Genomic DNA, 21,676 nt, shown 5'->3' with positions numbered 1-21,676 from the left:
AGACCTCAACCGCCGCAGCCGTCGGTGACGACGGGCTTCGCGCCCCGCACCATTGGGTTGGTCCTCACCTCTAGCGGGCCGTAGTCGCCATCCCCACCGACGAACGTCGCTGTGACATCGACCGAGTCGCCCGGGTCGAACCAGGCCTCGAACGCGACGACCGGCCGACCGAGATCATCGATGTCACGATGCATGACCGACACCTCGTCACCGTTGAAGGTCGCATCGGCCAGTGTGGTTCCCGGAGGGCCGTAGACGAAGATCCAGTCGCGGAACCGAGCGCCGAAGGTCATGCTCTGCACATAGCGCGGCAGCGCTTCAGCCTGCCGCTGAGTCAGGGGCAACGTCAGAGATGCGGTGGCGGTGAAGGTCGCCGCGTCTGCCTCGCACACTGCGGTGGCCGTCGTGGCGGTCTCCGTGAAGTAGTCGATCTTCGAGCCGTTGCTGTTGTTGAAGTAGATGCCCATGGTGGTCACGTTGGCGTTGTCGGCCGGAAGCACACCGCTGATCTTGGCACCTTCGATGGCGTCGGCGACCTGCTCGTCATCACTCCAGACCAGCACGCTGCCGTGCGACGCGCTCTCCGTGATGGCCCACAGCATGTCCTTCAGATCGAAATCACCGGTGGCGATCTTGTCGAAGACCGCGGCCGCCGTGTCGGCGAAGAACCCGTCGACGAGCTCGGGCTCCTTATAGGAGTCCCAGCGCCCGTAGACCTCGCTCAGCAGCAGCGACACCGCGTTCTCCTCCGAGAGGACTTCGCCCGAGGCCAGCTCGATCGGTCCTGTCGCCTTGAGGATACGCGACAGCGCCAGCGGATCGATCGAGACCACGCCCGCGATCTCGTCGTCGGCGATGTCCCGCTGCCACCAGGCACGCATGATCTTCGCCGCGGTGGGGAAGTCGGGGCGGCTCATGCTCGTGTTGATGTGGTCGACGAGATAGCTCGTGTAGAGCTCGGTGGCGCTCGGGGGCACGTCGACATCGACCGCGACGCCGTTCTGGTAGTTGCCGCTATCGCCCTGAGCGCCGATCGAGATCGACCCCTCATCGACTTTCACGAGAGTCTGTGCGGCAGCACTACCACCGAGGGCGAGCGTCTCGGCGTTGTTCTGGAAGACGAGCAGATACTTGCGCTGGCCCTCGCCTCCGAGCAGCGTCGGAAGAACGCCGATCATGGGGGCCGCCGCTGACATCACCTCGTCGACCTGATCGACGCCCTCGCGCACGACCGAGACGAGGAAGGGGGACTTGGAGACGTACTCCAGCCCGTCGGCGAGTTCGGTGATGTGCGTCGCCTGATCGTCGGTGGCCTCGAGAAGCCGCTCCGTGATCGATCCGGTGGAATCCTCATTGCCCATCACGGGCAGCGCGACATCGTTGACGAGCGCATCGAGCGACTGCGCCGCGAGGCGCACCCCCTTGAGGTTGTCGCCCACCACCGGGATCCACTCCATGACCCACCACACCGGGTCGGATGCCGCGGCGCCCGCGCTGGCGGCGCTCTCGGACAGCTCGGGGAGCACATCATCGACCTCGCCCTCACCGTCTTGGACCTGACCGATGAGCTCCTGGCTCTTGATCAGCCCATCCTTCACGGTTATGGCTCGCAGCCCGACCCAGCACACAGCGAGGAGGAACGCGATGACGATGAGAGCGAAAATGATCCAGATACGACGTCGTCGACTTGGACGGCCCGACTTTGGTTCGTCGATGCTCTGCGCATCCTGACTACCTGCGCTCATGGACGACTTGCCTTTCGTGCTGGAGTGATCTGGTGAATTGTATCGGCGACGCCTGAGGCCGTCTCGGCGGCACTCACTCCGTTTCCGATGAGATGAAGACCGGAGACGCGCCGAGGGTCAGCGTGACCTGACCGTCTTCCGGCGCGACCGACGTCGTGCGCCCGGACATGTCGGTCACCGTCAGCGGGACGTCGGACGCGAAGATGCGCTGCACCTCGCCCTGCTTAGCCCACGCGATGCGGGTCTCGTCGTCTCCCGACCCGAACACCTCGACCGTGGTCGTGTCATCCGATTCGTCCGAGGCGAACGCCTTGTCGCGCAGCTGCGTGATCATCAGAGCCTGGGCGAAAGCCCCGGGCTTCGGTGCCAGAGCGACGACATCCGCCCGCGGCGAGTTCTCATACAGCCCGAAGTTCGCCTCGCCCGCGGCGGGGTCGGGCGTGTCATTGACCAGGTCGTACCAGAAGTACTTCTCGACACCGTTCGCAAAAGCCAGAGTCTGATTGCGCACCATCATCTGCCCCTGCTCGAGCAGGGAGACACCGTCGTAGTGCGTGGGGAAACCCATCTCGGTGACCCACACGGGTCGCGTCTCGCCCGCGTACTGCTGCATATCGGCGTAGGACTGCTGCACGGTGCCGGCGATCAGATCGGCGTCGCGGTTGATCCACGACTCATAGGGGTGGTAACTCGCCGCGTCGGTCACGGCCATGCCGCCGGCCTGCCAGAATCCTGCGAACCACTCGCTGTCGTAGAGGGCTGTGGACCCCGTGACGATCGGGAGATCCGGATACGCCGGGCTGACCTGGTCGCGGACGGACTGCGCGATCGGCACGTAGCAGGCGGGAGCCGGGCCGCACGCGGTGTCGTTCTCGCGATGGTTGAACTCGTTGAGCACCTCGAGACCGACGAGGTCGAACCTGTCGGCGACGGCCTTCGCATAGGCGCCGTAGGCCTGGATCGCGGCCTCGTTGCCTGGCGCCTTTCTGGCGCCGTAGAGCCTGTTGCCGTACACGACGAGGCCCAGCAGCTGCACGTCGTTCGCGTGCATGCGCTCGAACTCCCGCACGTAGTTCTCGTCCCACACGTACTGGCCGGCGACCTTCTCGTTGCGCTCCCATGAGATGTCGTTGCGAACCTCGGCGAAGCCGATCGCGGCTGCCAGGGAACCTGTGCCGATGAAGGGATCCTTCTCGACGTGGGCTCCCACTCCGAAGCGTCCGTCCTGAGTCACGGAGAAACCATCGGTGTCGATCACCGCGACGTCCGTCTGGATCTGCCGACCTGCGGAATCGTTGACGGCGACCGTGTAGTGCCCCTGCGATACGCCGGTCAACGGCAGAGCCGACAGCGGGCCCGTCGACCCGAACTCGCCGGTGATCGGCTCACCGCCCGCCGTCGACGTCGCACTCCACTGTACGGGTCCCTCGGCGAGCGAGACGGCGAGCACAGCGGATTCGTCGGTCATGACGAGAGAGTCGTTGACGATGCCCGCCGGAGTCTGCACCGCTTCGAATGAGCCGTTCGGAACGAGGTTGTCGCTGCCGACCGCGGTGATCGAGACGTCATCGATCCCGAACCCTCGCACAGCGCCCGAGAGCACGACATCGAACGTCGATGCGGCTGCCTGATCGGCCGCCGATGTGAACGGGAACTCGAGCGTCTCCCACTCGGCATCCAGCTCGGGAAGCGTGAAGGTCTGGCCTGCCGCGGTCAAGCGGATGCCCGTCTCGGTCTTCTCCTCGGCGAGCACCCGCACCGAGACGCTGAGGATGTACTCGGTGTCGGGAGCGAGCGCGACGGGAGCGGACGCAGCGACGATGTCTGGGTCGTCGGCCGGAGCATCCACCCGCAGCGACACAGCGCCCTGTGCGGCATCACCGACCTCAGGAAGAACCGTGCCGACCACTCCCCGGTCTGCGAGCGTCCATCCGTCGATCGATGCCCGCGCGACGTTCGTGACCGGAACCACGGCCGGCGGTTCGGTCACGACCGGCTCGGGAGTGGACTCCGGCGACGGCGATGCGTCGGCACGAGGCTGCGCCTGCTGTCCGGAGATCACCATCGCAGCCGCGGCGCCCCCTCCGACCAGGAGCACGGTGACCGCGCTCGCGATGATGATCGTCTTCTTCGTCGCGCGCAGAGCCATCATGTCCTTTCCCCCCATAGTGTTCGCCTCCCAACATATCGGGTCGAGTCGAAACGAAGCTGACAGCCCTTCGCAGCTGCGCGGGCAGAAGTTCCCTAGACTCGACGCATGCTTGCAGAGGCTCCGCCGACACTGCGCGCCCGCGCACGACGTGGTGCGAGGTCGGCGCTGTGAGCGGTGTGCTGGTGCACGAATGGCTCGCTCCGAGAGGCGGCTCCGAGAACGTCTTCGAGGCACTCAGCCAAGTGTTCCCCGACGCCGCACGCTACTGCCTGTGGAACGAGAGCGAAGGCCGCTTCGTCGTCGACGGCGAGACGTGGTTGGCGCGCACGCCGCTGCGCGGACGCAAGGCGGCGGCCGTCGGGCTGATGCCGCTCGCCTGGAGGACCCTTCCGAGCGTGGAGGCGGACTGGATCCTCACGAGCTCGCATCTCTTCGCGCACCATGCGAGATTCGCGGGCGCCGGGCGCAGCGCCCCGAAGCTCGTGTATGCCCACACCCCCGCGCGGTACATCTGGAACCCCGAACTCGATGTGCGCGGCGACTCGTTCGCCGCGAGGGCCGCAGCGAAGATGCTGAAGGGGCTCGATCGCAGGCGGGCCCAGGAGCCGATCGCGATAGCGGCCAACAGCGTGTTCGTGCAGAAGCGCATCGCCCAGGCGTGGCATCGCGAGAGCACGGTGATCCACCCTCCCGTCGATGTGACCGGCTTTCTCCGTGCACCGGAACCGGACGAACGCGACCACGAGGTGCTCGCAGGCCTGCCGGCGACCTTCCTCCTCGGCTTCTCTCGGTTCATCCCCTACAAGCGGCTGGATCTCGTGATCGAGGCCGGCATCGCCGCAGACGTGCCCGTCGTGCTCGCGGGTGCGGGACCGGATGAGGCCCGTCTGCGCTCCTTCGCCGAGGAGCGCGCACCCGGTCGGGTCTTCTTCGTGCGGTCGCCGGGCGCGGAGCTCTACCGGGCGCTGCTGCAGCGCTGTCTCGCCCTCGTCTTCCCCGCGGTCGAGGACTTCGGCATCGTCCCCGTGGAGGCCATGGCAGCAGGCCGGCCTGTGATCGCCGCACCCGTGGGTGGCACGGCCGAGACGATCGTCGACGGCAGCACCGGCGCGTTCGTCGAGCACTGGTCGCACGAGGAGCTGCGCCGAGCGGTTGAGGTGGCCGCCGGCGTCCCACACGAGGCGTGCCGAACGCAGGCGAAGAAGTTCTCTGAAGCGGTGTTCGCCGATCGCATCAACGAGTGGGTGGCGGAGTCGGTGCACGGCGCCCGCCAGACCGAGACGAGGAGCGCATGACCGTTCTCGTCGACGACCGGTACCGCGGCGCGCACGGCATCGGCCGCTACGCCGCGGAGGTCCTCCCCCGGCTCGCCCTCCCCTGGGAGCCCCTGCACCTCGGCGGCACCCCGTTCTCTCCGGTGGACGCGTTCCGCTCGGTGGGCGCGGCGGCCGCTCCCGATGCCCTCGTCTACTCACCGGGCTACGGCGCTCTCGTGCGCGCTCGAAAGCAGCTGCTCACGCTGCACGATCTCATCCAGCTGAGCAGCCCGGGTCTCGCCCGCTGGAAGTTCGCGGCCTACTACTCCGGTCCGGTCAGAGACGTCGTCCGCCGAGCAGGAGTCGTGCTCACCGTCTCCGAGACGTCTGCCCGAGCGCTTCGCTCGTGGGTGAAGGATGACGACGTCGAGATCGTCAATGCCGGGAACGGATGCTCGGACGCCTTCCACCCGCGAGCCGGCGCGCTGCAGCAGTCGGACCCCTACGTGCTGTTCGTCGGCAACGGCCGGGCACACAAGAATCTCGACGTCGTTCTCGACGCGCTGGTCTCGGCGCGCGACGTGCGCCTCGTGGCTGTCGTCCCCGAGCGCGAGATCGCCGACCTCGAGGCCAGGGCGTCGCACCGGCTCGTCGACGCCAGAGTGCGCTGGGTGAGCGGCGTCGACGACGAGAAGCTCGCGGATCTCTACCGCGGCGCTGTGGCGACCGTGATGCCCTCGACACTCGAAGGGTTCGGGCTTCCCGCCCTGGAGTCGATCCGCTGCGGCACTCCTGTCGTTCACTGGACGGGATGCGAATCGGTCGCGGAGATAGTCGGAGATCGCGGTCATGCGGTCAACTCCCCCGACGATGCGCAGGAGTGGGCGAACGCGCTGACCGGGGCCGTCGCCGCCCCGCGACGGGTCGCGCCACCCGAGGGCTACGACTGGAGTCGCACCGCGGGGATCGTCTCTGAGACGATCACCCGACTGCTCGGCTGACTAGCTTCTGCGTCGCTCGACCGACCAGAGGAAATCCTCGAGCGAATCGGTCTTGCGCTCCCACGATGCGGAGGATGCCGCGTCCATGCCGGCGCGGTTCGGCGACGTCTGTGCGAGCGCGCGTTCGAGCGCGGCATCCGCACCTCGGTCGTCGTCGTACACCTCGATGCCGAGATCGGATGCTGCGCGGATCCCGGGGGTCTCGCGCGCCACGACGGAGAGCCCGGCAGCGAGGTACTCGTAGAGCTTCATCGGGCTGCGGCCGGCGTTGAGGGGGCTGTCGGAGAGCGGCAGCAGACCGACGCGCGCCGTGTGAAGCAACGCGGGGAGCTCTGCGTAGGGAACGGGCCCGACGATGTCGACGTTCGACGGCACGGGCCGCGGCGGGCGGGCGTCGGGACCGGCGATGACGAAGTCGACGTCCGGCCGTGCTCGCGCCCAGGCCTCGACGCGTTGCCAGTCGAATCGGGCGTCGAGCGCCCCGACATAGACGCACCGCGCCGCACGGGGACCGTGTTCGGCGACCTGCGGTGCGAAGCGGGCGACCTCAGCCCCGTTCTCCAGCACGAGCGAGGGGACGCGCAGCGCTCCGAGTCCTCGCAGGACTTCGTCCGATGTGGCGATCACACCGTCGACCTCGTCGAGTATGCGTCGCTGCAGCGAGTGCTTGACCCCGTCGGGATACAGGTCCGTGGGTCGATAGATCACGCGATCCGAGAGCGAGCGCACCGAAGCGTCCCACAGCAGCGGCTGATCGATGAGCACGGCATCGAATCCTGCGGAGATGCCCTCGCGCTTCAGCATCCGAGCGACGCTGGGCGCTCCGACCGGCGCCGGCAGGGTCGTGCGCGGGACGACCTGCAGCACGCCGTCGTCGTCGCGCCGAGCGCGACCAGGCACGCCTGCCAGGTGCTGTCGATCCACACGTCCGGTCAGCCGATGGAGGAGGGAGATCGGTGTGCTCAGGTGCACGACATCCGCTCCGCGCGCGGAGAGCACACGGGCGTAGTGGTGGCTGCCGACCCGGAAGGCACCGAACGGATGGCTGTGCGAGAGGAACAGGATGCGCGCGGGCGGGGCGCTGGCTCGCGCCGCAGCGTCGGTCATGCTCGCACCCTGCGCACAGCGTCGCGGATCTCGTGCTGAATACTTTCGAGAGTCGCCGCCGCGATGCGCACGCGCTCGGAGACTTCCGCCGCGCGGTCCGGCGTCGGGAGAAGCGCCGCGCGCATGCGCGTCGGATCGCTCGCAGACGAGTCGACGGAGACGCCGTGCAGCCCGATGGCCGCGAAGGCCTTCGTGATCTTCATCGTCGGTCGGGGAACCAGTTCGAGGGGAACCGCCCCGCTCAGAGCGGCGAGCACGAGCACGTGCATGCGGTCGCTGATGACGATCTGCGCCGCGTCGTAGCGGTGACGCAGGCGCTCCTCCTGCACGAGGGGATCGGTGTCACCCCAGGCCTCGAACTCACCGCCGAGCAGCTGGGCGAGCTCACGCGCTCGGCTCTCGTCTTCGCGCACCTGCACGACGGTGCGGATCGCGAGCCCCGCACGCTCGGCCGTCTCACGCACCGCGCTGAGCCACTCTGCATCCGGCAGCGGGCGCGCGCCGCGCAGACTCACGAGCAGCTCGGAGCGCTCGCCCCACGGGAGTCCGGGGCGCGCGCCTGCCGAGAATCCGATGTCCGGTGCGAGGCGGCCGCATCGGGCAGTCGCCAGCGTCGACTCGTCGCGCCACAGCGTCACCTGCGAGAGACGTGCTGCCAGGCGATGGATGGCGAGAGCGGGCTGCGACGGCGCACGGATCCCCCGCGGCGGACGGACGACGACCCCGCCCTTGAGGCGGACGATGAGAGTCTCGGCCAGGAACACGAGCTCTCGGAGACCGTTGCCGCGGTCGAGCGGGATCTCACCCGCTTCGAACACCAGCACAGGGTGACGCGGAGCGAGAATGAGAAGCCGGAGCCAGCGCGGCACCGACTTCTTGGCCCGCAGCACGAGCGCGTCAGCAGGCACGCCCAGTTGCGTCAGCCACACATCGGGCGCATCCCCTGTGTACGCGACCAGCCCGTCGCTCGTGCCCATCGCCCACCGGAGGGTCTCGCGTCGGATCAGCGCGTCACCGATGTTGCCTGCGGGGCCCGTGAGCGACACGAAGGTTCGGGGGGCGCTGGGCGCTCTGGACGATCGTGAATCCCGGCGGCGCATGAGGCAAATCTAGTCGCTTCCGCGATGCGGGCCGTTCGTGTAAGCCGGGCGGCCGAGCAAACCGCGACGATCAGGGGAGGATCGTTGCCGGATCTACTCCGGTTCCGGGGTCCGTGCCGGTTCCAGGGTCCGTGCCGGTTCCAGGGTCCGTGCCGGTCCCAGGGTCCGTGCCGGTCCCAGGGTCGGTCGGCGGCGCCGGTGTCTCAGTCTCGCCGGGAGGTGCGGGGTCGGACGGAACGACCGGGGCAGGCTCAGGTTCGCTCGGCTGCGAGGGACGCGGTTCGGGCCGGGGCTCCTCGTAGTCGGGTTCCTCAGTCTCGACCGGCAGCACGCGCGTGACTGTGACGGGGGCACTGACTCGCACGCCATCCTCGTTCTCCGCGGTGACGGTATAGACGACGGCCTCCGCAGCGCACGAGAAAGGAACGGCGCGATCGGTGAGATTCGCCGGCAGCGCTGCGGCGATGGGAAGCTCGAGCGCGTCGACCTGCGCATCTCCTGCCCCGATCGCGACACTCTCCGCGTCGTCGATCTGCCAGCTCAGCAGCACCTGTCCGTCTTCGGCCTCTTCCGAGGCGCATTCGACCGTCGCCGTATTCGCGGTGAAGCTCTCGATCACCGGATCTGCAGCAGCGGTGGGCGGCGCGGCTGTCGGAGGCGTAGAGGGCCCCGGGTCCGCCGGTGCCGCCACGCTGCTGAGCGTTCCGATGATGGCGCCGGCAGCCACCGCGAGAAGCACCGCGACGCCGGAGAGCACCATCAGCAGGACGCTGCGTTTCCTCGTGCGCTGCTCAAGACGACGATGACGCTCTCGACGGGCATGAGAACGCGGCTCGTCTGAACCGGACGATAGAGCGACGGGCGACGAATGCGCTCTCGACTGGTCTTCATCCTCAACCGCACCCGCGTCGAACCCGACGGCGATGGGCGCGTTCTTCGTCGCTGGTCTTGCTGCCGACGCTGCGCCGACGGCGCTGGCGCCGGGGTTCCTGGTCCAGGTGAGGTATTCAGAGATCACGTCGTCCGCGGGGCCATCCGCGATGAGTTCGCCTTTGTGGACCCACAGCACACGCTCGCAGGTCTCCTTGAGCGAACCGACGGAGTGGCTGACAATCATCACCAGACCTGCGCTGTCGCGCAGCTCATTGATGCGCTTCTCGCTCTTCGCACGGAATCGACGGTCTCCTACCGAGAGAGCCTCATCGATGAGCAGAATGGAGTGAGCCCGCGCTGAGGCGATGGCGAAGCGCAGTCGGGCCGCCATGCCCGACGAGTACGTGCGCATAGGGTGATAGATGAAGTCGTTTAGCTCCGCGAAGTCGGCGATCTCGTCTACTTGAGCCGCTGCTTCGTCCGGTGCGAATCCCATCGCCAGGAGCCCGAGCCTGATGTTGTTCTCGCCGGAGAGCTCCGGAACGAGAGCCGCGTTCACTCCGAGCAGCACCGGCCGCTCGCGCGCGAAGATGGCACCCTCCGATGGCGGGATGAGACCACTCATGGCCCGAAACAGCGTCGACTTTCCCGAGCCGTTGTGACCCACGACGCCGATGGACTCGCCCTCGCTCGCCGTGAAGCTCACCCCTCGGAGCGCGGGCACCGTCTGGAGATCGCGACCTCCTCGGATGGAGCTGACGCTCATCAGAGACTCGCGGGCGGTCATGCGCTTGCCGGCGGCGTAGACGCGATAGTTCACGTGCACGTCATCGGCGATCATCATCGCGCGAGGGGCTTGAGCGGGGGAAGCCTGCTGCGTAGGCAGGAGGAGATCAGTCACTGAGCCCATACCTCGGTTCGCCGCGCCAGAAATAGAGCAAGCCGCCTACGAGCATGACCAAGGCCCAAATCGGCGCGGCCACCCAGGCCAGCAGAGGGGCCGAGTAGCCAGACAGCAGCACGTCACGCGCGAGCGAGATGAACTCGTACGTCGGAATCAGATGAACGATCGTGAGCAGAGTCGGGAAATCTGCTAGCGCGCCGTCGACATTGAAGAAGATGCCGCTCGCGTAGAAGAGCACCCTGTTGATGATGGGGACCAGCTGCTGGATGTCCCGCGTCCGCACCGCGATTCGGGCAACCACCAGCGCTACGCCGAGATTGAACGCACCCATGACCGCGAGAATCGGGATGATGAGAAGCCACGACCACGTGATCGGCTCACCGAGTATGAGCAAGAGGATCCCGAGCAAGAGCACGACGGGAATCATCCGCATCGCTTGTTCGGCGATCACCGATACCGGCAGCAGGACGCGCGGGAAGCCGAAACTCTGAACGAGCTTGGAGTTGCTCGTGATCGCCTTCGACCCACTGCCGAAGCACCCGGTGAAGAACTCGAAGACGAAGACGCCGACGATGAGGTACGGCACGAAGTTCGCCGGACGAGCGGACCCGGCGAGAATGAAGTTGAAGATCGTCCCGTAGACGATTGCGAGCGCGAGCGGCTTGAGGACGATCCAGAGGACGCCAAGACGGTTCGGCAAAAGGCCGGAGATAAGGCGGCTGCCGGCCAGCCGCAACGCGAAGGTGCGAAGTCGCCAGGTCTCCGCGAGGTAGTCGCCGAGCCGGGGACGCGTCCCCACCTCAGTCAGACCGGCGGTCGCGGGCACAGCCATCGCTCCCATTCGGAATCCTCTACCTCTCTCTACCCTGGTGCGTGGTCAGTCTCCACCCGGGCGGCATATCGGATTATGTTACCTCACACGGCGATTCCGTCGCCCGGGGCGACTCAGTCGCGGCCGTAGATGTCCCGCGTGTAGATCTTGTGGGCGACGTCGTCCAGTGCTTCGGTCGCGCGGTTGGCGATGATGACGTCGGCCCGGGCTTTGAACTCGTCGAGATCGCGCACGACCTCCGAGTGGAAGAACTCGTCTTCGTCGAGGGAAGGCTCGTAGACGACCACCTCGACGCCCTTCGCCTTGATGCGCTTCATGATGCCCTGGATCGACGACGCGCGGAAGTTGTCGGACCCGGACTTCATGACGAGGCGATAGACGCCCACGGTGCGGGGCTCTCGCGCGAGGATGTCGGTGGCGACGAAGTCCTTGCGTGTGCTGTTGGCATCGACGATCGCGGCGATGAGGTTCTGCGGCACCTCGGAGTAGTTCGCCAGCAGCTGCTTGGTGTCTTTCGGCAGGCAGTATCCGCCGTAGCCGAAGGAGGGGTTGTTGTAGTGCGACCCGATGCGCGGGTCGAGTCCCACGCCCTCGATGATCTGCTTCGTGTCGAGTCCGTGCACGACCGCGTAGGTGTCGAGCTCGTTGAAATACGCCACGCGCAGCGCCAGGTAGGTGTTGGCGAAGAGCTTGATCGCCTCTGCCTCGGTCGACTCGGTGAGCAGCACCGGCACATCTGTGGCGATCGCGCCCTCGAGCAGAAGCGCGGCGAAGGCCTCTCCGACTGGGCCCCTGTCGCCCACGACGATGCGCGACGGGTAGAGGTTGTCGTGCAGCGCGCGCCCCTCTCGCAGGAACTCCGGCGAGAAGACGATCGTTGCCCGCGGGTGCTCCGCGTTCATCCGCGCGGTGAATCCCACCGGCACGGTCGACTTGATCACGATCGCGGCGTCAGGGTTCACCGCGAGCACGGTGTCGATGACGTTCTCGACCGTCGAGGTGTCGAAGTAGTTGGTGACCTCGTCGTAGTTCGTCGGCGTCGCCACGACGACGAAGTCGGCGTTCCGATAGGCCTCGTCGGCATCGACCGTCGGTGTGAGGTCGAGCTCGTGCGTGGCGAGGTAGTCCTCGAGCTCAACATCGGCGATGGGCGAGACCCGGCGGCTGAGCATCTCGACCTTCACCGGGTCGATGTCGACGGCGAACACCTCGTGGTGCTGGGCGAGGATGACGGCGTTGGACAGGCCGACGTATCCGGTCCCTGCAATGGCGATCTTCATGCCCTCAGGCTATCCCGACCCGCGGATAGACTCGTCCGCGATGACTCTGCGCCCTCAGCTCACCATCGTCATGCCGGTCTCGGGTGACGACGCGACCGTCGCGACGGCTCTCGAGAGCGCCCTCGCACAGACCCTCGTCGACATCGAGATCGTCTGCGTCGACGACGCGTCGACCGACGGCACCGCGGCAGTGCTCGAGCGATTCCGGCAACGAGACGCACGTGTGCGTGTCGTGCGTCACGAACGCAACCTGTCGGCGTTCCAGGCGCGCCGCACCGGCGTCCTCGCGGCGAGCGCCGACCTCGTGATGTTCCTCGACGGCGACGACGAGCTGACGCCGCACGCCGCAGCGACCGCAGTCGCGCAGGCCGAGGCGAGGGATGCCGACATCATCGGTTTCGGCGTCACTGTGGTCGAGCGAGACGGCCGCACCGGCAGTCCCTACGAGGTGCGGCTGCAGCCGCCGCAGCATCCGCTGGCCGGCCATGAGGTGCTGACCGGTCTCTTTCCCGTCGGCAAGCCGGCACAGGGCCAGCTCTGGCGATTCCTCTTCCGCACGAGCGTGCTGCGCGAGGCCTACTCACTGGTCGCCGACGACCTCTCGCTGGCCCGCGTCAACGATCTTCCGCTGCTCTTCCTCGCGGCGGCGATCGCGACGAGCTATGCCGCCGTTCCCGACAAGCTCTACCGCTACCACTTCGGGCGCGGCGGCAGCGGGCACCGTGTCGACACCGTCGAACGCGCGCAGTTCTACACGGGGGCGATCCGTTCGGTCGATGCGATCGGTCCGGCCGTCGAGGTGCTCGCCGCTTCTCATGCCGAGCCCGGCCTCGTACGCGACACCTACGAGTCGGTGCGACTGTCGATCATCGGGTACGTGTGCTTTCAGCTCGTCGAGCACAGCGATGATGCAGTGCTCGACAGCGCTCTCGCGCACCTGCACACGGTCGCCAGCGGGCAGGACATCGTGCATGCGGCCGCGCGGTTCTATCCGGCCACACTCAAGGCCCTGAAGTTCCATACGACGTGGCAGGGCCTGCCCGAGCGTCCTGTGCGCAGCATCGTGCTCGTCACGTCGACGCTGCGCACCGGGGGCGTCTCCGCAGTGCTCACCTCCCAGGCGCGCTACCTGCACGAAGCGGGTTACCGTGTGACCGTCGTCGCTCGCAACGGCGGGAGCGACGCAAGCGCACTGCCCGCCGGCATCCAGTTCATCGAGCTGGCCTCACGCGCGCTGCCGACCCAGCTCGCGCAGTGGGCTGAGCTCTGCCGAGCGCACGAGGTCGATGTGATCATCGACCATCAGGTGCTCTACATGGACACCTGGCCGGAGTTCGCCCTCGTAGCGCGAGCAGAGGGCGCGGCGACGATCGGCTGGCTGCACAACTTCGTCGCTCGGCCCGTGTACGACGGCAACGACCGGCTGACGCTCATCGAACGGTGCAGCCCGACACTCGCTCAGCTCATCACGCTGTCGCCGCTCGATGTCGCCTACTTCCGGCTGCGCGGTATCGAGCACGTCGCCTACCTGCCCAATCCCCCATCGCCCCTGATGCTCGAGTCAGCGGCTCACTCGAGTGCGAAACCCGCGCCGTCGAGTCGGCTCGAACTGGTGTGGTGGGGACGACTCGAGCAGCGCACCAAGCAGGTGCGTGAGCTCGTCGAGGTGGGCGTCCAAGTGCGGGCTCTGGGCGTGCCTTTCGCCCTCACGATCATCGGCCCCGACTGGGACGACGTCACCGCGAAGAAGCTCAACGCGCTCGCACGGCGGCGGGGCGTCGGCGACGCTGTCACCGCGGTCGGACCCCGGCGAGGAGCTGCTCTAGTCGCCGCGATCGACGCTGCGGATGCGTTCGTCTCGACGAGCATCATCGAGGGATACCAGCTCACGATCGCGGAGGCACAGGCTCGAGGGCTGCCCGTGTTCATGTACGAGCTGCCCTGGCTCACGCTCGTGCAGGATAACCAGGGCGTCGTCGCCGTACCTCAGGGCGACGCACGGGGGCTCGCCTCCCAGCTCGCCGAGACGCTCGCGGATCCCGAACGCTATGCGCAGCTTTCGCTCGCCTCGTTGGATGCCGCGTCACGGGCGCGCGAGGACGACTTCGCTCGGCTGTATGTCGAGCTGGTCACCGGTGCGCTCCCGCCGAGATTCTCACCGCGGCCGACACTCGACGACGCCAGCCAGCTGCTCGGCCTTCTGGTGTTCTTCGCCGAGCGGGCGGAGGGTCGCACCGTCGCGTCCACGGATTCGCCGACCTGGGGCAAGCGCATGTGGCATTCCGCGGCACCACTCGGGCGAGCAGCTCTTCGGCGCCTCCCAGGACTCCAGCCGCTCGCGCACCGCGCGAAGGGGTGGCTCGGCGCGCGCTGAGGCCCGACCGCGGGCGTTACGCCACTGCGTCCATCGCCGCACGGATTCGCGCGGTCAGGTCTGCGATCTCGGCGCGGGCGACGTTCACCGCCGGTGCGAGCGTCGGAAGGTGGGTCTCGAATCGAAGGGCGAAGTCGCCGAACTGGTCGTACCGACCGACGAGGTCGCCGAGACCCACCGCCGCCAGCAGGCGGGAGATCTTGTGCGGGTCGCTTCCCGAGCCGATCGGGTACGCACCCTCGCTCGCGCCCATGATGAGGCCGTGCGCTCGATCGCTGATGACAGCGAGCGACTGCCTGTACACCGCGCGCACGTACTCGTCGAGCGCGTCGTGGCGCATGCTCGGGGGCTCCAGATAGTCGCCTCCCAGCACTTCAGCGAGACGCACTGCACGGGGAGAATCGCGCGCCACCTGCGTCACCGTCACGATGCGGGTCGACGTCGCACGAGCGAACGCCCTCACCGCCGAGAGCCACTCATCGCCCGGCCACGGCCGGTCGAACCGGAACGTGACCGCGAGGAGCGGCCGCTCGTCGGGCTTGGCCCAGTCAGCGGTCGCCCGACCGAGCGAGTACGCCCAGTCCGGTGCGAAACCGCCGAAGCCTGCGGCATCCCGTGAGCCCTGGTCGCGCCACGACATGACCGCGGCGTCGCGGAACGCCGGGTCGAACTTCACGGAGCTCACATCCTGAGCGTTGCGGATGCCGATGCCCGTGGCGAGCACGATGCCGCCGTTCGACACCGCGCGCGTGGCTTCCTTGACCAGGCGCGGTCCAGGGAAGACCCCTGGACGCGGGTTGATCTCGCCCGCGTTGAACGCGTAGACGGGGCGCGTCGTCGCGTTCATCGCACGAGCCCATGACACCCGGTCCTCGTAGAAGGTGACATCCGATGTGGTCGAGAACCGCGCGGAGTAGTCGGTCGTGGGCGTCGCGAGGAAGACGTGCACATGCCTTCCCTGACCGCGAAGGGCATCGAGGTACGCAACGCGAAGCTCGGAATCGCCGAGGTTGTCGTCCTGGCCGCTCAACTGCGCGAAGACATTCTGAGTAGTTTCCATGTTCACCGAGGTCAAAGTCTATTGTTAGGAGTGTGTCGTTCGCGTTCAGGTCTCTCGTCGCCCGCACGCAGACCCGTTTGGGCCGTGTGAGTCCCAGCGGGGACGAGCGAGACGTGAGTCTCAAAGTACTCGTATCCGGACGTCCTCCCTCGCATCGTCTCCGTTATGTGGATCAGATTCTGGGAGACAGCTCGGTTTCCAGCCCTCCCTTCGGGATCGATTTCGAGTACCGAGACGCCCCGAGTGGCCGCGACTCAGTGGACGTCGTTCATCTCACCGACTCGGCCGCCGTCTTGGGGAACCGCCGCGTGCCCGAATCCGAGAAGGTCGCCCGAGCGACTGCATTCACACGGGCTCTCAAGCGACGGCGAGTCTCACTCGTGCGAACCGTGACCGCCGACGTCGACCGAGATTCACGAGGATCCCGAGCCGAAGCCATCCTCGACAGAGCGACGTCGACGTACATCACCCACAGCGCGCATCGCACGGTCCCGCAGGGGCGCGAGGCGACACTCATCCCGCATGGTCATCTGCGCTTCCGGTTCCTGGGCTACCCCCGCGGCGTCGCTGAGTCCGGCCGTCTGCTCTTCGTCACTCCGGATAGCTTCCACAGCGCCTACGAGGCGGCGATGAAGGTCTTCGCTTACGCAGATCTTCCTGCGCACACGCTGCGCATCGTGGGCAAGATTCCCTCGCGGCTCGCCTCGTCGTTCGCACGCACGATCAGCGTGAACAGCAAGACCATCACGCTGCTGGACGACACAGTCTCAGACGCCGCTCGGGTCGAGGAGATCAGCAGAGCTGCGCTCGTGATCGTCGAGGCGCCGGAGACGGACGAATCGATGAGCACGATGCTGCTGGCGCTGTCTCTGGACCGCCCTGTGCTGGTCGAGGACACACCGTTCACGAGGGATCTCGCTGCAGAGGTCGGAGACTCGTGGGTACGGCTGCACCCAGGGCGCCTCACAGCCGTCGAGCTGGAGAAGGCCCTCGCATCGTTCACGAAGTCGCCCCCCACCGGAACACCGGATCTGGACGCGCGCGACCCTGACACCGTCTCGCAGCAGTTCACCGCCGTGTACCGGTCTGCCGCCGCGTCGCGGTAGTCGACGCCTCTTGAGAAGTCGGAATCGCTATGTCATCGCCGTCGCCACTCGTCACCATCGTCGTCCTCATCCGCTCGGACACTCGATGGACCTCAGAGACGGTCCAGTCATGCCTCGATCAGACTCTTGCTCCCCTCGAGATCCTCTGTGTGGTCGACCGCGCGTCTGCGCAGGCGACACGGGACCTGATCCCGCGAGACGACCGTGTCCGCGTCATCGAGCATGAGGGCGACGGGAGCACGAGAGAGGCGCTGCGCGCAGGGGTCGCCGCCGCGAGCGCGCCGTATGTGATGTTCCTCCGACTCGGCGACGAGTTGCACCCGGACGCTGCCGTCAAGGTCCACGCACACGCCACTCGTTTCGACGCGGATATCGTGGAGTTCGGTATCGAGACCGCGGAGTCGCCAGCCGGTAGCGGTCCGTCCTCTGCAACGCTGGTCCCGGAGCATGCCCGCCTCAACGGGGTCGAGATCCTCCGTAGGCTGTTCCCCCCGTCTTCCCCCACCGACACCCGACTGTGGAGGCTCGCGTTTCGCGTCGAGAGGTTGCGAGCAGCGTGCGCCGCGTTGCCTCCCGCTGAACTCTCGGAGTCGTGGGCCGACGATGTGCTCGTCGTGCTCCTCGCAGCTGCCGAGGCAGACACCTACGTCTCCTTCGACACTCGGATCTACCGGCATTTCCCCTCACGCGGGAGTGACGGGCTCCCCGTCGCCGCCGACGACCGGATGCGCGCGGCGGTCGAGACGATCGCGGTCCTCGATGCGGTCGCTCCCCTCGTGCGGAGCGCGGCACGCCACCACTTCAATCCCGAACCGCTCGTGGATGCCTACGAGTCGACTCGACTTGCTGCGATCGGCCAGGCGGTGGCCCTTTCGGAGCGCTCGACGCAGGAGATGCGCGGCGAGGTCCGAGGTGCCCTGCGCAGCAGCGTCAGCTCCGCCGACGTGGTCACGGCGGCCGCCGCGTTCGCCCCGGACGCGCTCGCCTCCGTCACCGAGTTCGCTGACCACCCTCCTCTTCGCGGGCGGAACGCGCGGAGCGTGCTCCTGACGACGAACGTCCTGACGATGGGCGGAGTGTCGAGCGTTCTCATCTCGCAGGCACAGGTCCTGCTCGCCGCAGGCTACCGCGTCACCATTCTCGCGCACCGTCGCGGGAGCGACATGTCGCTGGTCCCCGAGGGCGCGACGCTCGTGGAGCTCCTCGGCTCCGGCAAAAGCGAGCGTCTCCGTCAGTGGACGGCGCACTGCCGCGAGTTCGAGATCGATCTCGTCATCGACCACCGCATCATGTACTCACGGGACTGGCCCGCGTACGCGCTCGTCGCCAACGCGCTGGACGCAGCCACCATCGGGTGGATCCATGCGTTCTCCGGACGCCCGACGTACAACGGCACAGATCTGCTCTCGCTGCTACAGGACAACCTCGGTGCGCTCGCTCAACTGGTCGTGCTCTCGCCGCTCGATGTCGCCTTCTGGAAGCTGCGCGGTGTCGAGCACGTGGCGTATCTCCCGAACCCGCCCTCGTCGCTCATCGTCGACTCGCTGGGCACTGTCGCACCTCGGTCCGCGCCGCGTTCACGGCGGATCGAGCTCGTCTGGTGGGGACGGCTGGACGAGACCACCAAGAAGGTCACGCATCTCATCGAGGTGGCTGTCGCGCTCAAGCGTGCAGGTGCAGACTTCCGATTGCGGATCGTCGGTCCGGATTGGAATGACACCACTGCAGCCAGCCTGACCACCCTCGCCCGGAAGAGGGGTGTCGAGGGCGTTGTCGAGTTGACGGGGGCGCGGCACGGACAGAGTCTCGTCGACACCATCGACTCCTCGGATGTCTTCATCAACACCAGCATCATCGAGGGATACCTGCTGACGATCCCCGAGGCGCAGTCACGCGGCCTCCCGGTCGTGATGTACGAGCTGCCCTGGCTCCTGCCAGTCCAGGAGAATCCGGGCGTCATCCCGGTGGCGCAAGGGGATGCCCGGGCGCTCGCGAATGCCGTACTCGCGTTGATCGACGATCCGGATCGCTATGAAGAGCTGTCTCGCGCGTCCATCGACGCAGCCGAGCGCATCGGAGCGGTGGACTTCGACGATCTCTACCAGAAGCTCGTCCTCGGCGACCTCCCCGACGAGTTCTCTCCCGCTCCTTCGATGGAGTCAGGACAGCAGATCCTCGACCTGCTGATCTTCTTCGCCGAGAACAGGCCCGCACCCGCGCCGACCGGAGGTTCCGGGAGCAGGAGGCGAGGGCGCACGGCGAGCACCGCCGGCAGACGTCACTCTGCGGGACCGCAGACCCTGGCCGCCACGATCGAACGGCGGCTCACCGGTCCAGGACAGCGTGCCATCGATCGTGCTCCGTGGATCCGCCCCGCTGCGCGACGCGTCAAATCCGCACTCCTCCGTATCGACACATGGCGGGCGTCCCAGGGCCGAGGGCGGAAGTCATGACCATGCGAGTTTCTCAACAGGGTGAAAGCAGAATGGAATCCACGCCACTCGTATCGATCGTCATTCCCGTCTACAACGACGCCGAGGTGATCGCCGGAGCTGTCGAGAGCTGTCTTCGCCAGACTCTGCAGACGGTCGAGGTCATCGTCGTCGACGACGGATCCAGCGATGGGACCGCTGAGATCGTCGAGCAGTACGCGATGCGAGACGCGCGCGTCCGGGTCATCCGGCAGGGTCAGAACCTGTCTGCGTACCAGGCGCGGAGAATCGGCATCCTCGAGGCACGGGCCGCGCATCTGCTCTTCCTCGACGGAGACGACGAGTTGGCCGAGGTCGCTGCGGAGCGGTCCCTGGCGAGGGCCGTCGCGACCGGTGCTGACCTCGTGCAGTTCGGCATCGACGTCGTGAGGAACGACGGCGCGACCGGCGGCGGCTTTGAAGCACGACTGCAGCCCACGCAAGACGGACTCACCGGGACGGACGTTCTTCGGGGCCTCTTCCCGGTCGACCAACCCGCTCAGGGACAGCTCTGGCGCTTCCTCTTCCGCACACAGGTCCTCGCCGACGCGTACGCGCTGATGCCGGACGACCTCGTGATCCCGCGTGTGAACGACCTGCCCATCACCTTCCTCGCCGCGGCGCTGGCCACGAAGTACGCTTCGATGCCGGACCGCCTGTATCGCTATCATTTCGGCCGAGGGGGCAGCGGGCAGAAGGTGGCGGACCTCAGCTGGGCGAAGTTCTATGCAGGAGCGATCGACGCGATCAACACCATCGCGCCCGCCGTCGATCGGATCTCCGCGCGGAGCGACGAATCCGATTTCATCATCGACACCTACCGGGCCGCTCGGTCATCGATCATCGGCTACACGACCTACTACCTCGCCGAGCACACGGCCGAGCATCTGCTCGATGCCACGTTCCAGCATCTTCTGACCCGTGCGCCCGCGCGCGATATCGTCAAGGGAACCGCGCGGTTTTGGCCAGCAGCCCTCGACACGGCGGCCCGTCACCTCGGTGTCAGGCACCTGGGCGAACGAGCTGTCCGCAACGTGCTGCTCACCACCAACATCGTGCGAACCGGCGGCGTGTCGGGGGTTCTGCTCTCGCAGGCGAGATTCCTCGTCCAGGCGGGCTATTCGGTGACCATCGCGGCGCGAGAGCCCGGGAGCGACGAAGCGATGGTTCCGCCCGGAGTCGAATTCGTAGAGATCGACGGCCCTGATCTCGCTTCGAAGCTCGATCAGTGGGCGGAGCTGTGCCGCACCCGCGAGGTCGATGTCGTGATCGAACACCATTGGCTCTACACGCGGACGTGGCCGGCGTTCGCCCTCGCGGCGAGTGCCGAGGGAGCGGCGACCATCGGCTGGGCCCACAACTTCGCGGGCCGGTCACTTCTCCTCGGTCTCAACAGCCTGGACTTCCAGGCTCGCCATGTGTCTGCGCTCTCCCACCTGATCGTGCTGTCTCCGCTCGATGTCGCGTTCTGGAAACTGCGCGGCATGCCCAGAGTCTCTTACATGCCGAACCCGCCTTCCCCGCTGCTGCTCGAGTCATCGGCGGTCGCGGAGCCCAAGCATGCCCCGGAGCGGCGTCCGATCGAGCTCATCTGGTGGGGCAGACTCGAGCAGCGCACGAAGCGTGTAGCAGAACTGGTCCTGGTCGCGGCAGAGCTCGACCGTCTCGGCGTCGACTTCCGGATGCGCATCGTCGGCCCGGATTGGAGCGGCATGAGCGCTGAGAAGCTGATGGCCCTCGCGTCGGAGCACGGTGTCGCCGACCGCGTACACGCTGTCGGCCCCCGCCACGGCGACGAACTAATCGCTGCCATCGATTCCAGCGATCTCTTCGTGAACACCAGTGTCATCGAGGGATACCCGCTCACGATTCCCGAAGCCCAGTCACGGGGCCTGCCCGTCGCGATGTACGAGTTGCCGTGGCTCGCCGTCACCGAGGACAATGCCGGTATCGTCACGTCCGGTCAGGGCGATGCCGCAGGTCTGGCGATGAGGATCGCCGAGATCGCTGCGACGCCCACGATGTACGACAGTCTCTCACGGGCCTCTATCGAGGCCGGTCGCCGCGAGCTCACGTACGACTTCGCGTCTCTCTACGAGCAGCTGGTGAATGGTGACCTCCCAGCCTCACATTCGCCCTCCCCCACCACGGACGACATCCGTCGGCTCGTCGACCTCGTGGTGCTGTTCACCGAGCAGAACGCCAAGGTCCGCAACGCGGCGGCGAAAAGATCCGCGCCGTCGAGGCGGGGCCGCCCGGCCGCGGGACGCCGGGCGACTCCTGCTCGTTCGCGCACCTGGCGTCTCGTCGCGCACGTGACGCCGGCTGCCCATGTGGTGCTCGACATGGCGCCGTGGTTGCGTCCCACGGCAGCGCGGGTGAAGCATGCGCTCTTGAGCCGCTGACAGGGGTCGC

General features: G+C 67.1%; 14 protein-coding genes. 6 read left to right on the top strand and 8 right to left on the bottom strand.

What is annotated here, in order from left to right:
• Positions 1-5 precede the first annotated feature (5 nt).
• On the bottom strand, positions 6-1,745 hold the full coding sequence (locus ACLKOY_RS15445) for a DUF4012 domain-containing protein (RefSeq protein WP_436454445.1): 1,740 nt from the start codon (positions 1,743-1,745) through the stop codon (positions 6-8).
• A gap of 73 nt (positions 1,746-1,818) precedes the next feature.
• Positions 1,819-3,912 carry a cellulase family glycosylhydrolase gene (locus tag ACLKOY_RS15440; protein WP_436454444.1) on the bottom strand — a complete coding sequence of 698 codons (2,094 nt, stop codon included), beginning with the start codon at positions 3,910-3,912 and terminating at the stop codon, positions 1,819-1,821.
• Between the two features lie 152 nt (positions 3,913-4,064).
• Between ACLKOY_RS15440 and ACLKOY_RS15435 the strand changes: the two genes are divergently transcribed.
• Positions 4,065-5,192 (top strand): glycosyltransferase, encoded by a 1,128-nt coding sequence (locus ACLKOY_RS15435; RefSeq protein ID WP_436454443.1) that lies wholly within the window; start codon positions 4,065-4,067, stop codon positions 5,190-5,192.
• On the top strand, positions 5,189-6,154 hold the full coding sequence (locus ACLKOY_RS15430; RefSeq protein ID WP_436454442.1) for a glycosyltransferase family 4 protein: 966 nt from the start codon (positions 5,189-5,191) through the stop codon (positions 6,152-6,154). The genes ACLKOY_RS15435 and ACLKOY_RS15430 overlap by 4 nt, the downstream gene beginning before the upstream one ends.
• On the opposite strand, the gene ACLKOY_RS15425 is transcribed toward ACLKOY_RS15430, so the two are convergent.
• The 5 genes from ACLKOY_RS15425 to ACLKOY_RS15405 all read right to left on the bottom strand — a co-directional run bounded on the left by ACLKOY_RS15425 (position 6,155) and on the right by ACLKOY_RS15405 (position 12,250).
• A complete protein-coding gene (locus ACLKOY_RS15425) occupies positions 6,155-7,261 on the bottom strand; it encodes a glycosyltransferase (RefSeq protein WP_436454441.1) in 1,107 nt (368 codons plus the stop codon).
• Positions 7,258-8,361, bottom strand: coding sequence for a hypothetical protein (locus ACLKOY_RS15420; RefSeq protein WP_436454440.1), 1,104 nt, complete (start codon positions 8,359-8,361; stop codon positions 7,258-7,260). The genes ACLKOY_RS15425 and ACLKOY_RS15420 overlap by 4 nt, the downstream gene beginning before the upstream one ends.
• A gap of 70 nt (positions 8,362-8,431) precedes the next feature.
• The gene (locus ACLKOY_RS15415; RefSeq protein WP_436454439.1) at positions 8,432-10,135 is read right to left on the bottom strand and encodes an ATP-binding cassette domain-containing protein; all 1,704 of its coding nucleotides are present in this window, start codon (positions 10,133-10,135) and stop codon (positions 8,432-8,434) included.
• Positions 10,128-10,979: an ABC transporter permease gene (locus ACLKOY_RS15410; RefSeq protein ID WP_436454438.1), complete on the bottom strand. Its 852-nt coding sequence runs from the start codon at positions 10,977-10,979 to the stop codon at positions 10,128-10,130. Before ACLKOY_RS15410 ends, ACLKOY_RS15415 begins: the two co-directional genes overlap by 8 nt.
• Positions 10,980-11,083: 104 nt before the next feature.
• On the bottom strand, positions 11,084-12,250 hold the full coding sequence (locus ACLKOY_RS15405) for a nucleotide sugar dehydrogenase (RefSeq protein ID WP_436454437.1): 1,167 nt from the start codon (positions 12,248-12,250) through the stop codon (positions 11,084-11,086).
• A gap of 40 nt (positions 12,251-12,290) precedes the next feature.
• On the opposite strand from ACLKOY_RS15405, the gene ACLKOY_RS15400 reads away from it, so the two are divergent.
• Positions 12,291-14,624, top strand: coding sequence for a glycosyltransferase (locus tag ACLKOY_RS15400; RefSeq protein ID WP_436454436.1), 2,334 nt, complete (start codon positions 12,291-12,293; stop codon positions 14,622-14,624).
• A gap of 16 nt (positions 14,625-14,640) precedes the next feature.
• On the opposite strand, the gene ACLKOY_RS15395 is transcribed toward ACLKOY_RS15400, so the two are convergent.
• Positions 14,641-15,684 carry a hypothetical protein gene (locus tag ACLKOY_RS15395; RefSeq protein ID WP_436454597.1) on the bottom strand — a complete coding sequence of 348 codons (1,044 nt, stop codon included), beginning with the start codon at positions 15,682-15,684 and terminating at the stop codon, positions 14,641-14,643.
• A 380-nt stretch (positions 15,685-16,064) separates the two neighbouring features.
• On the opposite strand from ACLKOY_RS15395, the gene ACLKOY_RS15390 reads away from it, so the two are divergent.
• The 3 genes from ACLKOY_RS15390 to ACLKOY_RS15380 are packed head-to-tail and all read left to right on the top strand — an operon-like array spanning position 16,065 to position 21,666.
• Entirely contained in the window at positions 16,065-16,790 is a 726-nt protein-coding gene (locus ACLKOY_RS15390) for a hypothetical protein (RefSeq protein ID WP_436454435.1), read from the top strand.
• Between the two features lie 29 nt (positions 16,791-16,819).
• Positions 16,820-19,243 (top strand): glycosyltransferase, encoded by a 2,424-nt coding sequence (locus tag ACLKOY_RS15385; protein ID WP_436454434.1) that lies wholly within the window; start codon positions 16,820-16,822, stop codon positions 19,241-19,243.
• Between the two features lie 32 nt (positions 19,244-19,275).
• The gene (locus tag ACLKOY_RS15380) at positions 19,276-21,666 is read left to right on the top strand and encodes a glycosyltransferase (protein WP_436454433.1); all 2,391 of its coding nucleotides are present in this window, start codon (positions 19,276-19,278) and stop codon (positions 21,664-21,666) included.
• Positions 21,667-21,676 lie beyond the last annotated feature (10 nt).

This window comes from Microbacterium sp. K2, assembly GCF_051365005.1.
Taxonomy (GTDB): Bacteria; Actinomycetota; Actinomycetes; order Actinomycetales; family Microbacteriaceae; genus Microbacterium; species Microbacterium foliorum_B.
The sequence above is the reverse complement of the archived record's forward strand: the minus strand, read 5'-3'. Positions and strand labels throughout refer to the sequence as shown.